This is a genomic window from Pseudomonas sp. B21-017 (assembly GCF_024749245.1).
GTDB lineage: Bacteria > Pseudomonadota > Gammaproteobacteria > Pseudomonadales > Pseudomonadaceae > Aquipseudomonas.
In genome coordinates this window covers 275,905-288,389 of the sequence record NZ_CP087194.1, presented here as the reverse complement: position 1 = coordinate 288,389, position 12,485 = coordinate 275,905, and the positions used below count along the sequence as shown (strand labels likewise).

Sequence of the window (12,485 nt, the reverse complement as noted above, 5' to 3'; positions counted from 1 at the left end):
CCCCCCTTCCCTGATTGGCCCGAATCAATGCGTGAGCAACTCTCTTCACCGTCCCACTCGCGGCTGCCGGCACTTTGCGTAAGAATGTCGCCCATGAACGCCTATTGCTGGAGAAACACCATGAACGTAGTCATCACCGACCTGCCCGGTGTTCTGATCATCGAGCCCAAGGTATTTGGTGATGAGCGCGGCTTCTTCTATGAAAGCTTCAACGCCAAGGCTTTCGAAGAAGCAACCGGCCTGAACACCCGATTCGTGCAGGACAACCATTCCCGCTCGCAAAAAGGCGTACTGCGCGGCTTGCACTACCAGCTGGAAAACACTCAGGGCAAACTGGTCCGCGTCACCGCCGGTGAAGTGCTGGACGTGGCCGTGGACATTCGCCGCAGCTCGCCGCATTTCGGCAAATGGGTCGCGGTGCGCCTGTCCGCCGACAACCATCGCCAGCTCTGGGTACCAGAAGGTTTTGCCCATGGTTTCGTGGTGCTGAGCGATTTCGCTGAATTCCTCTACAAAACCACCGACTACTACACCCCGTCGGCTGAACGCAGCATTCGCTGGGACGACCCGGACTTGGGCATCGACTGGCAGCTGGACGAGGCACCGCAGCTGTCCGCCAAGGATCAGGCCGCCGCGTTCTTCAAGGACGCTGAAGTCTTCTCCTGAATTGCCGTCTGAATTTTCAGCGCCAGCATGCACTTGATCCAGGGTGCGCAGACTGCGCCCGCAAGCCTAGGGTCTGTTGAGGTTTGGTAGCGAACCGCGTTGCTACCAAACGTCAACAGACCCTAGGCATAATGCGTCTGTCCCCACAGGCGCTTGATGCTCATGACACCGACCCTCCCCCGCAGACCCCGCTGGCGCAGCCTGGCACTGCTTGCGTTGTGCCTGGCACCCTTGCTGTGGCCGCTGGAGCATCTGGCCGAGCGTTATTACCGCAGCGAGCTGGCCGGGCAGAACCGTCAGACCCTCGACCTCTACGTCGCCAACCTGTTGGGTACCCTGCACCGCTATGAAGTGCTGCCGCAGATTCTCGGCGACCTGCCCGCCCTGCGTGCGACGTTGGGCGCCCCCGATGAGGGCGTGATTCAAGGCAATGCCAATCGTCTGTTGAAACACATCAGTGCCCAGACCGGCGCCGAAGTCATGTACCTGATGGACACCACCGGCAAGACACTGGCGGCCTCCAACTGGGACAAACACGACAGCTTCGTCGGCCGCAATTTCTCTTTCCGTCCATATTTCAGCGAAGCCATGGCCGGGCGCCTGGGGCGCTTCTTTGGCCTGGGCACCACCTCGGCCAAGCGCGGTTACTTCTTCGCTGCGGCGGTACACGATCGTGAAAAAATCATCGGCGTGTTGGTGGTCAAGGTTGACCTCGATCACACCGAAAGCCTCTGGGGCAAAACCCCGGAACAACTGCTGGTCACCGACCACAACGGTGTGGTCATCCTCACATCGCGGCCAGAATGGCGTTTCCGCTCGACCCGTCCATTGAGTGATGAGGAGAACAAGGCCGTCGCCGCGATTCAACCCTATCCGACCCGCGATCCAAAGCCGTTGAGTCTCGACCCCAATGCCTGGCTGACCCAAACCCGGCAGATCGAAGAAACCGGCTGGAGTGTCAGTATCCTTGCTCCACGCACCCTGATCGACCGCCCCGTGCGCACAGTCGTGGCCATCGGCGGCGCAACGCTGCTGGTATTGATGCTGCTGCTTGGCCTGATGATGCAACGCCGACGCCATTACCTGGAGCGGATCGCCTTCGAAGCCAAGACCCGCCAGGAACTCGAAGGCCGGGTCGCCGAACGGACCAGCGACCTTGAGGGCCTCAACCGTCGACTGAAACAGGAAGTGCTGGAGCGCGAACACGCCCAGCAAGAACTGGTACGCGCTCAGGATGATCTGGTACAGGCCGGCAAGCTCTCGGCGCTGGGAACAATGTCGGCGAGTATCAGCCATGAACTCAACCAACCGCTGGCGGCCATCCGCAGCTACGCGGAAAACGCTGAAGTGCTGCTCGATCATCAGCGCACCGAGGATGCTCGCGGCAACCTCAAGCTGATCAGCGAGCTGACCGGGCGCATGGCGTCGATCATCGCCCACCTGCGCGCCTTCGCCCGACGTGATCGCCATGCCCCGGAAAGCGTGGCCCTGCAACCGGCGCTGGACGACGCACTGGCGTTACTGGCCAAGCGTCGGCGCAGCATGGAAGTCGAGCTGATCCGCGACCTGCCGGCCGCCACCCTGTGGGTCGAGGCTGGAGAAACCCGTCTGCGCCAGGTACTCGGCAATCTGCTGGCCAATGCGCTCGATGCCCTGACGGAAAAAGGCCCGCCGCGTAAACTCTGGTTGAGTGCCCAATCCACCGCCGACGGCGTCACTCTGTACATTCGCGATAACGGCCCCGGGTTCTGCCTGGAAGCGCTGGGTCGTGCCGGCGAGCCCTTCTACACCACCAAGACCCGCACTCAGGGACTTGGGCTGGGGCTGGCGATCTGCGACACCCTGATGCGCGCCTTCGGTGGTGAACTGTCGTTCTCCAACCATAAGGAAGGCGGCGCCCTGATTACCCTAAAGCTGCGCGCAGGCGCGCCGGGTGTGAGCCTGCAACCGTCCGAGGACCGAAGTGCATGACCATCGACAACCGCATCCAGGTCGTGTTGATCGACGATGATCCCCACCTGCGCCAGGCCCTGAGCCAGACCCTGGACCTGGCCGGCCTGAAGATCCTGCCGCTTGCTGAAGCCAAGGGCCTGGCCGGGCAACTGGAACGCGACTGGCCAGGCGTGGTGGTCAGTGACATCCGCATGCCGGGCATGGACGGCCTCGAACTGCTGACCGAACTCCACGCCCAGGATCCGGAGCTGCCCGTGCTGCTGATCACCGGCCACGGCGATGTCCCCCTGGCGGTGCAGGCCATGCGCGCCGGGGCTTATGACTTTCTGGAAAAACCTTTCGCCAGTGACGCCCTGCTCGACAGCGTACGTCGCGCCCTGGCCCTGCGCCGTCTGGTACTGGACAACCGCAGCCTGCGGCTGGCCCTGAGCGATCGCAACGAACTGAGCGCCCGACTGGTAGGGCAATCGGCGCCGATGCTGCGCCTGCGCGAGCAGATCGGGGCACTGGCGGCGACCAAGGCTGACGTGCTGATTCTCGGTGAAACCGGTGCAGGCAAAGAAGTGGTGGCCCGCGCGCTGCACGACTTGTCGAGTCGGCGTAACGGCCCGTTCGTGGCAATCAACGCCGGGGCCCTGGCCGAGTCGGTGGTGGAAAGCGAGTTGTTCGGTCACGAACCCGGCGCGTTTACCGGCGCGCAAAAGCGCCGCATCGGCAAGTTCGAATTCGCCAACGGCGGCACGTTGTTCCTCGATGAAATCGAAAGCATGAGCCTGGACGTGCAGGTGAAATTGCTGCGCTTGTTGCAAGAGCGGGTCGTCGAGCGCCTGGGCGGCAATCAGTTGATCCCGCTGGACATCCGCATCATCGCCGCGACCAAGGAAGACCTGCGGCAATCCGCCGATCAGGGGCGCTTCCGTGCCGACCTGTATTACCGCCTGAACGTTGCGCCGTTGCGCATTCCGCCGCTGCGCGAACGGGGCGAAGATGCGCTGGTGCTGTTCCAGCATTTCGCCGACGAAGCCAGCACCCGCCACGGCTTGCCGCCCCACGAACTGCAACCGGGGCAACGGGCGCTGCTGCTGCGTCACAGCTGGCCAGGTAACGTGCGGGAACTGCAGAACGCCGCCGAGCGCTTTGCCCTGGGCCTGGAGCTGGCACTGGACAACAGCGCACCGGATGGCGGTGTCGGCACCACGGTTGAAGTGGTCAGCGGCGGCTTGAGCGAGCAAGTCGAGAACTTCGAGAAGAGCCTGATTGCCGCCGAACTGGCGCGCTCGCACAGCTCCGTGCGCAGCCTCGCCGAAGCGCTCGGCATTCCGCGCAAAACCCTGCACGACAAGCTGCGCAAGCATGGCCTGAACTTCGCCGATGGCGGCACCAGCAGCCATACCGACGACCTCGATTGAGCTACCGTAAAATCATCCCCATCAAACAAAAGGCCCGCGAATGAACCGCGACAGTCGTCACCTGGAATCGATCCTCTATCGCGACATCCCCCTCACGCGGGACATGGGCCTCAAAGTGCTCGACTGGCATGACCAACAACTGCGCCTGCATCTGCCGCTGGAGCCCAACGTCAATCACAAGAGCACCATGTTCGGTGGCAGCCTGTATTGCGGCGCGGTGCTGGCCGGCTGGGGCTGGCTGCATTTGCGTTTACGTGAAGAAGGTATCGAAGACGGGCACATCGTGATTCAGGAAGGGCAGATCAACTACCCGCTGCCGGTCACCATGGACGCGACGGCGATCTGTCAGGCACCGAACCCGGCAGTGTGGAGGAAGTTCCTGGCGATGTATCGACGCTATGGGCGGGCGCGGTTGACGCTGCATTCGCGGATCGTGAATGCCGGGAGTGATGAGGATGCGGTGAGGTTTACCGGGCAATACGTCCTTCACCGGTAAAGCAAACGATCTTAAAAGATCGCAGCCTCGTTGCACTCGACAGCTCCTACAGAGAAGCGCGCCCCTGTAGGAGCTGTCGAGTGAAACGAGGCTGCGATCTCTTGATCTTTACGCCCGAGCGAGCGCCAATAGTTTCTCCCGCCAAGCCGCTTTAGCCGGCAGCGCCAGGAAGAACTCATTCAGCAACGATTCCCGCGCCGGATAACAGAACGGCGCGCCGCTCAAATCCAGCACCTCACCGCCGGCGCCTTCCAGCACACCTTGAGCCGCGGCCGTGTCCCACTGCGAAGTCGGCGCCAATCGCGGATAACAATCCGCCGCCCCTTCCGCCAGCAGGCAAAACTTCAGTGAGCTGCCGATATTCGCCAGTTGCAGCTCGCCCAGACTGTCACTCAACCCCGCCAGTAAGCGCTCCTGCTCAGGGCTTGAATGCCGACGACTGGCGACCACCGTGAAGGCTTCACCCGCCGCCGGCACCTCGCGAACCTGGATCGGCATTGGCTCAGCGCCTTTATCGCCACGCCAGGCTCCCAACCTGTCACCGCCAACATAAAAACGCCCGCTGGTCGGCATCGACACCACGCCAAACACCACACGCCCCTGCTCGATCAGCGCAATGTTCACGGTGAACTCTTCGCTGCCGGAGATGAACTCCTTAGTGCCGTCCAGCGGGTCGACCAACCACCAACGCTGCCAGCCGGCACGCACGCTCTGGGGGATGTTGGCATCCTCTTCGGACAGCACCGGAATAGTCGGGTCCAGCGCCGTCAACCCGGCCAGGATCACATGGTGAGCGGCCATGTCGGCAGCTGTGACCGGGGAATCATCGGACTTTGCCGTCACGGCAACGTTGACGCGCCAGAACGGCAGGATCGCCTCGCCAGCCTTCAATGCCAGTTCTACCACCGGTGCCATCAACGGATGGGGAAAATTCAACTTCATGGCAGGAACACCCCACGCTGAGTCAACAGATCACGGGCCAGATACAGCGCCGCCAAGGCACGGCCCTCGGTGAATCGCGGGTTCTGCGCCAACGCCGACAATTCCCGCAGGTTGATCTTGTCCATCCCCATCGGCTCGGGCTCGTCACCCTCCAGGCGTTCTTCGTACAAATCGGTGGCCAGCACCACCTGGATTTTCTGGCTCATGTAGCCAGGTGACAACGACAACTCGGTCAGGTGCTCCAGTTGCCGCGCGCCATACCCGGCCTCTTCCTTGAGCTCCCGCTCGGCCGCCGCCAGCACGTCTTCGCCCGGCTCGATCAAGCCTTTGGGCAGGGACAATTCGTAGGCATCGGTGCCACCGCAGTATTCCTCCACCAACACGGCGTGGTCCGCGTCGAGCATCGCCACGATCATCACCGCACCATAACCAGCGCCTTTACCGACCAATCGCTCGTAAGTGCGTTCCACGCCATTGGAAAAGCGCAGTTTCAGCTCTTCGACACAGAATAATCGGCTGGTGGCGACGATCTCGCGGGCGAGTATGGTGGGTTTCTGGCGCATGAGAAGCTCCTTGGCGTGAACGCGTTACTATACCCGGCCTATCCTGATTGTTTACCTCGGATATCTTTTTTACCGCTGGAGAAGTTTTTTATGTCCCTGCTGCCCTGGCGCGACATCGATACCGTTCTGCTGGATATGGACGGCACGCTGCTGGACCTGCACTACGACAACCATTTCTGGCTGGAACACCTGCCAAAGCGTTATGCCGAGTTGCACGGGGTGAGCCTGGCCATGGCGGAGCTGGAATTGCAGCCACTGTTCGAGCGCCATGCCGGTCAGTTGCAGTGGTATTGCCTGGACTTCTGGAGCGCCGAACTGAAGTTGTCGGTGCGCGAACTGAAACTGGAAACCGCGCACCTGATCGCCTTGCGTCCGGATGCGGACACTTTTCTGGCCGCGATCAAACAGGCCGGCAAGCGCGTGGTACTGATCACCAACGCCCACCGCGACTCGTTGTCATTGAAACTGGAAAGAATTGAACTGGCGCCGTATTTCGAGCGTTTGATCAGCTCTCACGATTACGGTTTCGCCAAAGAAGACCCGCAGTTCTGGGATGCCTTGCAGGCCGATATCGGCTTCGACCCGGCACGCTGCCTGTTCATCGACGACACCCTGCCGATCCTGCGCAGCGCACGCAATTTCGGGGTGGCGCACCTGCTGGCCGTGAGCGAGCCGGACAGCCGCAAAGGGCCGAAGGACACCGCAGAGTTTGCGGCGGTGGGGGATTATCGGGAGCTCATCGCAGGGCTTTAGAGTCTGACGCGGTCGTTGTGGCGAGGGAGCTTGCTCCCGCTGGAGTGCGAAGCGCTCCCAATCTGGCTGAGTTCCTTCAGAAAGGTGCATTGGCCAGATTGCGACTGCTGCGCAGCCGAGCGGGAGCAAGCTCCCTCGCCACAGGTTCTGTGTTATTCAGGAATCCGCAACACCTGCCCCGGATAGATCTTGTCCGGGTGCGAAAGCATTGGTTTGTTGGCTTCAAAGATTTTGTTGTACTTGTTCGCGTCGCCGTATGCCGCCTTGGAAATCGCGCTGAGGGTGTCGCCCTTTTTAACGGTGACGAACTGCGCTGCCTTGGCAACCGGCCCCGTTACGGTGATCTGGTCATCGACACTACCGACACCGGCAATATTGCCCACGGCCAACAGAATTTTCTCCTTCTCTTCCTGGCTTGCCACTTCACCGGTGACGGTGACTTTGTCGCCATCGATGGTCGCCTGAACATTCGGGTTACCCAAGCCGACCTTGCTGATGTGTGCCTTCAGCTGCTCGCTGGCGTTGGCATTGCCGGGTGTCAGCAGATCAATAAGTTTTTCACCTGCTTCTTTCACAAAGCTAAAAATACTCATGGTGCACGCTCCTTGGGATTTGGGTTCCAGACGCCCAAGACTAGACCAGTCGTTTGAAGACCGACTCCCAGCCGACCAATGACCCAACCCCGCGCAGGCGGTAGAATCGCAAACCTTGCCGGCGCCCTGGAGCGAAGATGGACATCAAGCAGCTGAAATTCCTCATCGCTCTCGACGAAACCCGACACTTCGGCCAGGCCGCCGCGCGCTGTCACATCACTCAGCCGACCTTGTCCATGCGCCTGCGCAGCCTTGAGGAAGAACTCGAGCTGCCGCTGGTCAATCGCGGCCAACGCTTCGAAGGTTTCACGGCGCCGGGTGAGCGCGTGCTGGCATGGGCGCGTACGGTGCTGGCGGCCTACGACGGTTTGCAGGCCGAAGCGGCGGCCTGTCGCGGCAACCTCGTGGGTACGTTGCGTCTGGGGGTGGTGCCGCTGTCGAGTTTCGACCCGGTGCCGCTGATGCAACGCCTGCACGCCGCACACCCGAACCTGCGGTTCGAACTCTCGGCCCTGAGTTCCGAACAGATCCTTGAACAACTGGCGAATAACCGTCTCGACCTCGGCGTATCGTACCTGGAGCATCTGGACGGCGAGCGCTTCGACTCCCTGGCGTTCAGCGAAACCCGCATGGGCCTGCTCTACGATCAACGCTTCTTCAGTTTCGGCGAGGCGCCGCTGAGCTGGGAGTCGCTGATCGAACTGCCCATGGGCATGCTCACCAGCGGCATGCACTTTCGCCAGTCCATCGACCATAACTTCCACAGCCGTGGCCTGACCCCACAACCGTTGCTGCAAACCGATGCAGTCCACCAATTGTTACAAGCGGTACACGGTGGCCTGTGCTGCGCGGTGATGCCGCTGAACAGCGGCCTCGAAAACCTCACCGATCACTTGCGCCTGCAACCCATCGAAAGCGCCCAGACCCTCGCCCGGCTGGGGCTGATCATGCGTCGCAGCGCTCCGCGTTCGGCCTTGGCAGAAGCCTGTTTTGCGATCTATCAGAAATCACTGACAGACTCTTGATCGACGCCATCTATCGGTAGATCAGTAATAGCGATTAGACGCGACATGTTGACGCGCCTAGGCTTAAAGCTGACCAAACCGTCGGTGATGCCTAATGAACGCCAAGCGCCCCGGCTGCGCGGCGCCCGCTCTCGAAACGCCCGCGCCCGCCGCAAGCCAGACATACAGTTACTGCAACCTCGAATACTCCGAATCATCCAGCACCGCGCTGGCTGAGGAAGTCGCGTTGGCGATCGCCTACAACGGCATCAGCCAGGCCGTCATGTTGGTGACGCCGACGGACCTTGAAGACTTCATCGTCGGCTTCAGCCTCGGCAGCGGCATCATCGACGACGCTTCAGACATCTATGACCTGCAACTCAGCGGCTCGGGTTCGGCGCAATACGCGCAAGTGACCATCGCCAACCGCGCCTTCTGGAACCTCAAGCAGCAGCGCCGGCAACTGGCCGGCACCAGCGGTTGCGGGCTCTGTGGCGTGGAAGCGGTGGAGCAAGCGCTGCCTGATCTCAAGGTGTTGCCCGGCGCCCCGCTGCCCCCGGCCGAATGGCTGGACGGTCTGCGCCATCGCATCGGCGAATTCCAGCCTCTGGGCCAGCATTGCGGCGCGGTGCATGCGGCGGTGTTCATGAATGGCAAAGGCGAATTGCTGCTGGGCCGTGAAGACATCGGCCGACACAACGCCCTCGATAAGCTGATCGGTGGGTTGATCCGCCAGAAGATTCCGACCACCGATGGTCTGGCGATTGTCACCAGCCGTTGCAGCCTCGAATTGATCCAGAAAGTTTTACGCGCCGGCATCCAGACCCTGGTCAGCCTGTCGTCGCCCACGGGCCTGGCCGTGCAATGGGCCCGTCGACACAACCTCAATCTCATCCACCTGCCGCAAAAAAGTGCGCCGCGGGTCTACAGCCCCGCGACGGAGAAACAAGCGTGAGCCAACACCAACAAGCCGACCAGAAACCCGTTCCACGTTACAAGCCTTATAAAGGACCGGCCGGTGGCTGGGGCGCGCTGGCCAGCGTTGCCCGTGCCTGGTTGACCAGCGACAACGCGTTGAAAAATCTGCGCATGATGCTCAAGACCAACAAGAACGGCGGGTTCGACTGCCCCGGTTGCGCCTGGGGCGATTCTAAGGAAGCCGGCATGGTGGCGTTCTGCGAGAACGGCGCCAAAGCAGTGAACTGGGAAGCGACCAAACGGCGTGTCGATGGCGCGTTTTTCGCCAAGCACAGCGTTAGCTCGTTGCTGGAACAAAGTGATTATTGGCTCGAGTACCAGGGCCGTCTGACCGAGCCGCTGAGCTATGACGCCGAAACCGATCGTTACAAACCGATCAGTTGGGAAGCCGCCTTCGCCCTGATCGGCAAACACCTGCAAGGGCTGTCGAGCCCGAATCAGGCCGAGTTTTACACCTCGGGCCGTGCCAGCAACGAAGCGGCGTTCCTCTATCAATTGTTCGTGCGCGCCTATGGCACCAACAATTTCCCCGACTGCTCGAACATGTGCCACGAAGCCAGCGGTGTGGCATTGGCCCAAAGCGTCGGAGTCGGCAAAGGCACCGTGACCTTCGACGATTTCGAACATGCAGATGCAATTTTTGTCTGGGGCCAAAACCCTGGCACCAACCACCCGCGGATGCTCGAGCCACTGCGCGAAGCGGTGAAACGCGGTGCGCAGGTGGTGTGCATCAACCCACTGAAAGAGCGCGGCCTGGAACGCTTCCAGCACCCGCAACACCCGATCGAAATGCTCACCAATGGCGACAAACCGACCAACACCGCGTACTTCCGTCCGGCATTGGGCGGCGACATGGCGATCATGCGCGGCATGGCCAAGTTCCTGCTGCAATGGGAGCGCGATGCGCAGAAGGCGGGTGAGCCTGCGGTGTTCGACCACGACTTCCTCAATGAACACAGCGTCAATGTTCTGGAATACCTCGGCATCGTCGACGACACCCCGTGGGAGCAGATCGTCGAGCAATCCGGCCTGCCCCTGGTGGAAATCGAGCAAGCGGCGCGCATGTACGCCAAAGGCAAGAACGTGATCATGTGCTGGGCGATGGGCATCACCCAGCATCGCCATTCGGTGGCGACCATCCAGGAAATCGCCAACCTGATGCTGCTGCGCGGCAACATCGGCCGGCCGGGGGCCGGTCTGTGTCCGGTGCGCGGCCACAGTAACGTGCAGGGCGACCGGACAATGGGCATCAACGAACGCCCGCCTGCGGCGTTCCTCGACTCTCTGGAGCGGCGCTTCCAGTTCAAGGTCCCGCGCGAAAACGGCCACAACGTGGTCGAGGCGATTCACGCCATGGCCGAAGGCCGTTCGAAAGTTTTCATCGGCCTGGGCGGCAACTTCGCCCAAGCCACCCCGGACAGCCCACGGACCTTCCAGGCCCTGAGCAACTGCGACCTGACCGTGCAGATCAGCACCAAGCTCAACCGCAGCCATTTGATCCACGGTAAAGACGCGCTGATCCTGCCGTGCCTGGGCCGCACCGATATCGATATCCAGACCGAAGGCGCCCAAGCGGTGACCGTGGAAGACTCCTTCAGCATGGTCCACGCCTCCAACGGTCAGTTGCAACCGTTGTCGAACCTGATGCGCTCGGAGCCTGCAATCATCGCTGGTATCGCCGCCGCGACCCTGGGCAGCAAACCGGTGGACTGGAACTGGCTGGTGGCTGATTACAGCCGCATCCGCGACCTGATCGCCGACACCATCCCGGGCTTTCGGGACTTCAACGAGAAAGTCCAGAACCCTGGCGGTTTCTACCTGGGCAGCAGTGCCGGCGCACGTCGCTGGAATACCCCATCGGGTCGGGCCAATTTCCGTCCGAACATCCTGCCCAAACACCTGGTGCACGAACGCACCCGCGCCACCGGCGTACTGCCGGACCTGATCATGCAGTCGATGCGCTCCCACGATCAGTACAACACCACCATTTATGGTCTTGATGATCGTTATCGCGGGGTGAAAGGTCAGCGGGATGTGTTGTTCGTCAATGAAGCCGACATCATTCGCCTGGGCTTCAAACCGGGGCAAAAGGCTGACATCGTATCGATCTGGGATGATGGCCGTGAGCGGCGGGTCAAGGGTTTTACCCTGCTGGCGTTTGATATTCCTGCCGGGCAAGCGGCTGCGTACTATCCGGAAGTGAACCCGCTGGTGCCGTTGGAAAGCACTGGCGATGGCAGCCATACGCCGACGTCGAAGTTTGTGGCGATCCGGCTGGAGGCGGCGAGTGAAACCGGGTTGATCATGGCCAAGTCAGCTTGACGCAGCGATGGCGGTAGCCCACTCAACAAATTTTTCCGATCCGTACTTTCCAATCGCCCACAAAAAAGGCCGTTTTCATATGAAAACGGCCTTTGAGAAGTAGCTAAAGACCGGCGAAAAACACTTAAGTTCCGCCCAAAAAACAGCAACTTATAGAAATGTGCTCAAGTCGTGTTATTCGTCGGATTTCTATTGTCACAACCATGACACAGCCTCAGGATCGCGCCGTCATCCCCTTGAGGTTCCTCTATGAAGTTCTCCTCGATTCTCTTGTTGTCCCTTGGCCTGGTCAGTGGCTTCGCGTCTGCTGGCGGCACCACCGAAGCAGGTGTGGGCGGCGCATTGGGCGGGGTTCTTGGCTCGGTCGTCGGTCAATCACTAGGCGGCAGTACAGGTTCAACCATTGGCGCGGCCCTGGGCGGCGCGGGTGGTAGCGCAGTTGGCGCAGACAGACGCAGCCGTGGCGAAGCCGCCATTGGCGGTGCGTTGGGCGCAGCTGGCGGTAACGTGGTCGGCCGCAGCATGGGCGGCACCACCGGTAGCCTGATCGGCTCCGCAGCAGGCGGCGGCCTCGGTGGCGCGCTGGGTAACCATATGGGCAACAGCAGCAATGACGACGATGATCGTCGTTCCTATCGTCGTGGTTATGACGATGATGATCGTCGCTACTACCGTGGTCACCCGGGTCGCGGCCATGCGTATGGGCATCGCAAGCATCACCATCGCTATCACGATGACGACTGAGGCTTGAATCGCCTCGTCGACCGTTAGATCCAAAAATCGCAGCCCTCGGGCTGCGATTTTTT

The 12,485-nt window shown here is 61.2% G+C and carries 12 protein-coding genes; 9 read left to right on the top strand and 3 right to left on the bottom strand.

What is annotated here, in order from left to right:
* Window positions 1-120: 120 nt before the first annotated feature.
* The 4 genes from rfbC (at window position 121) to LOY28_RS01250 (ending at window position 4,524) form a co-directional block, all read left to right on the top strand.
* A complete protein-coding gene (rfbC, locus tag LOY28_RS01265; protein ID WP_018929293.1) occupies window positions 121-666 on the top strand; it encodes a dTDP-4-dehydrorhamnose 3,5-epimerase in 546 nt (181 codons plus the stop codon).
* A 162-nt stretch (window positions 667-828) separates the two neighbouring features.
* The gene (locus LOY28_RS01260; protein WP_018929294.1) at window positions 829-2,637 is read left to right on the top strand and encodes an ATP-binding protein; all 1,809 of its coding nucleotides are present in this window, start codon (window positions 829-831) and stop codon (window positions 2,635-2,637) included.
* Window positions 2,634-4,028 (top strand): sigma-54 dependent transcriptional regulator, encoded by a 1,395-nt coding sequence (locus LOY28_RS01255; protein ID WP_258612958.1) that lies wholly within the window; start codon window positions 2,634-2,636, stop codon window positions 4,026-4,028. Before LOY28_RS01260 ends, LOY28_RS01255 begins: the two co-directional genes overlap by 4 nt.
* A gap of 40 nt (window positions 4,029-4,068) precedes the next feature.
* Complete coding sequence (locus LOY28_RS01250) at window positions 4,069-4,524, top strand: thioesterase domain-containing protein (protein ID WP_018929296.1); 456 nt, start codon at window positions 4,069-4,071, stop codon at window positions 4,522-4,524.
* A 108-nt stretch (window positions 4,525-4,632) separates the two neighbouring features.
* Here LOY28_RS01250 and cysQ read toward each other — a convergent pair whose 3' ends face one another.
* Together cysQ and nudE are read right to left on the bottom strand one after the other, a co-directional pair.
* The gene (gene cysQ, locus LOY28_RS01245; RefSeq protein ID WP_064615857.1) at window positions 4,633-5,466 is read right to left on the bottom strand and encodes a 3'(2'),5'-bisphosphate nucleotidase CysQ; all 834 of its coding nucleotides are present in this window, start codon (window positions 5,464-5,466) and stop codon (window positions 4,633-4,635) included.
* Window positions 5,463-6,029: an ADP compounds hydrolase NudE gene (nudE, locus tag LOY28_RS01240; protein WP_018929298.1), complete on the bottom strand. Its 567-nt coding sequence runs from the start codon at window positions 6,027-6,029 to the stop codon at window positions 5,463-5,465. Before nudE ends, cysQ begins: the two co-directional genes overlap by 4 nt.
* A gap of 90 nt (window positions 6,030-6,119) precedes the next feature.
* On the opposite strand from nudE, the gene yrfG reads away from it, so the two are divergent.
* Entirely contained in the window at window positions 6,120-6,782 is a 663-nt protein-coding gene (gene yrfG / locus LOY28_RS01235; RefSeq protein ID WP_007939517.1) for a GMP/IMP nucleotidase, read from the top strand.
* Window positions 6,783-6,934: 152 nt separating this feature from the next.
* Here yrfG and lysM read toward each other — a convergent pair whose 3' ends face one another.
* Window positions 6,935-7,375, bottom strand: a complete 441-nt coding sequence (lysM, locus tag LOY28_RS01230) for a peptidoglycan-binding protein LysM (protein ID WP_018929300.1) — start codon at window positions 7,373-7,375, stop codon at window positions 6,935-6,937.
* Between the two features lie 137 nt (window positions 7,376-7,512).
* On the opposite strand from lysM, the gene LOY28_RS01225 reads away from it, so the two are divergent.
* From LOY28_RS01225 to LOY28_RS01210, 4 genes are all read left to right on the top strand, one after another.
* Window positions 7,513-8,400 (top strand): LysR family transcriptional regulator, encoded by an 888-nt coding sequence (locus LOY28_RS01225; RefSeq protein WP_018929301.1) that lies wholly within the window; start codon window positions 7,513-7,515, stop codon window positions 8,398-8,400.
* 94 nt (window positions 8,401-8,494) lie between these two features.
* Window positions 8,495-9,334 carry a formate dehydrogenase accessory sulfurtransferase FdhD gene (fdhD, locus tag LOY28_RS01220; protein WP_018929302.1) on the top strand — a complete coding sequence of 280 codons (840 nt, stop codon included), beginning with the start codon at window positions 8,495-8,497 and terminating at the stop codon, window positions 9,332-9,334.
* Window positions 9,331-11,679 carry an FdhF/YdeP family oxidoreductase gene (locus tag LOY28_RS01215; RefSeq protein ID WP_018929303.1) on the top strand — a complete coding sequence of 783 codons (2,349 nt, stop codon included), beginning with the start codon at window positions 9,331-9,333 and terminating at the stop codon, window positions 11,677-11,679. The genes fdhD and LOY28_RS01215 overlap by 4 nt, the downstream gene beginning before the upstream one ends.
* Window positions 11,680-11,928: 249 nt before the next feature.
* Window positions 11,929-12,423, top strand: coding sequence for a glycine zipper domain-containing protein (locus LOY28_RS01210; protein ID WP_018929304.1), 495 nt, complete (start codon window positions 11,929-11,931; stop codon window positions 12,421-12,423).
* Window positions 12,424-12,485 lie beyond the last annotated feature (62 nt).

What these genes read in the sequence shown, in the direction of transcription:
- rfbC (WP_018929293.1), top strand. Translation starts at nt 121, where the DNA reads ATGAACGTAGTCATCACCGACCTGCCCGGTGTTCTGATCATCGAGCCC.
- LOY28_RS01260 (WP_018929294.1), top strand. Translation starts at nt 829, where the DNA reads ATGACACCGACCCTCCCCCGCAGACCCCGCTGGCGCAGCCTGGCACTG.
- LOY28_RS01255 (WP_258612958.1), top strand. Translation starts at nt 2,634, where the DNA reads ATGACCATCGACAACCGCATCCAGGTCGTGTTGATCGACGATGATCCC.
- LOY28_RS01250 (WP_018929296.1), top strand. Translation starts at nt 4,069, where the DNA reads ATGAACCGCGACAGTCGTCACCTGGAATCGATCCTCTATCGCGACATC.
- cysQ (WP_064615857.1), bottom strand. Translation starts at nt 5,466, where the DNA reads ATGAAGTTGAATTTTCCCCATCCGTTGATGGCACCGGTGGTAGAACTG.
- nudE (WP_018929298.1), bottom strand. Translation starts at nt 6,029, where the DNA reads ATGCGCCAGAAACCCACCATACTCGCCCGCGAGATCGTCGCCACCAGC.
- yrfG (WP_007939517.1), top strand. Translation starts at nt 6,120, where the DNA reads ATGTCCCTGCTGCCCTGGCGCGACATCGATACCGTTCTGCTGGATATG.
- lysM (WP_018929300.1), bottom strand. Translation starts at nt 7,375, where the DNA reads ATGAGTATTTTTAGCTTTGTGAAAGAAGCAGGTGAAAAACTTATTGAT.
- LOY28_RS01225 (WP_018929301.1), top strand. Translation starts at nt 7,513, where the DNA reads ATGGACATCAAGCAGCTGAAATTCCTCATCGCTCTCGACGAAACCCGA.
- fdhD (WP_018929302.1), top strand. Translation starts at nt 8,495, where the DNA reads ATGAACGCCAAGCGCCCCGGCTGCGCGGCGCCCGCTCTCGAAACGCCC.
- LOY28_RS01210 (WP_018929304.1), top strand. Translation starts at nt 11,929, where the DNA reads ATGAAGTTCTCCTCGATTCTCTTGTTGTCCCTTGGCCTGGTCAGTGGC.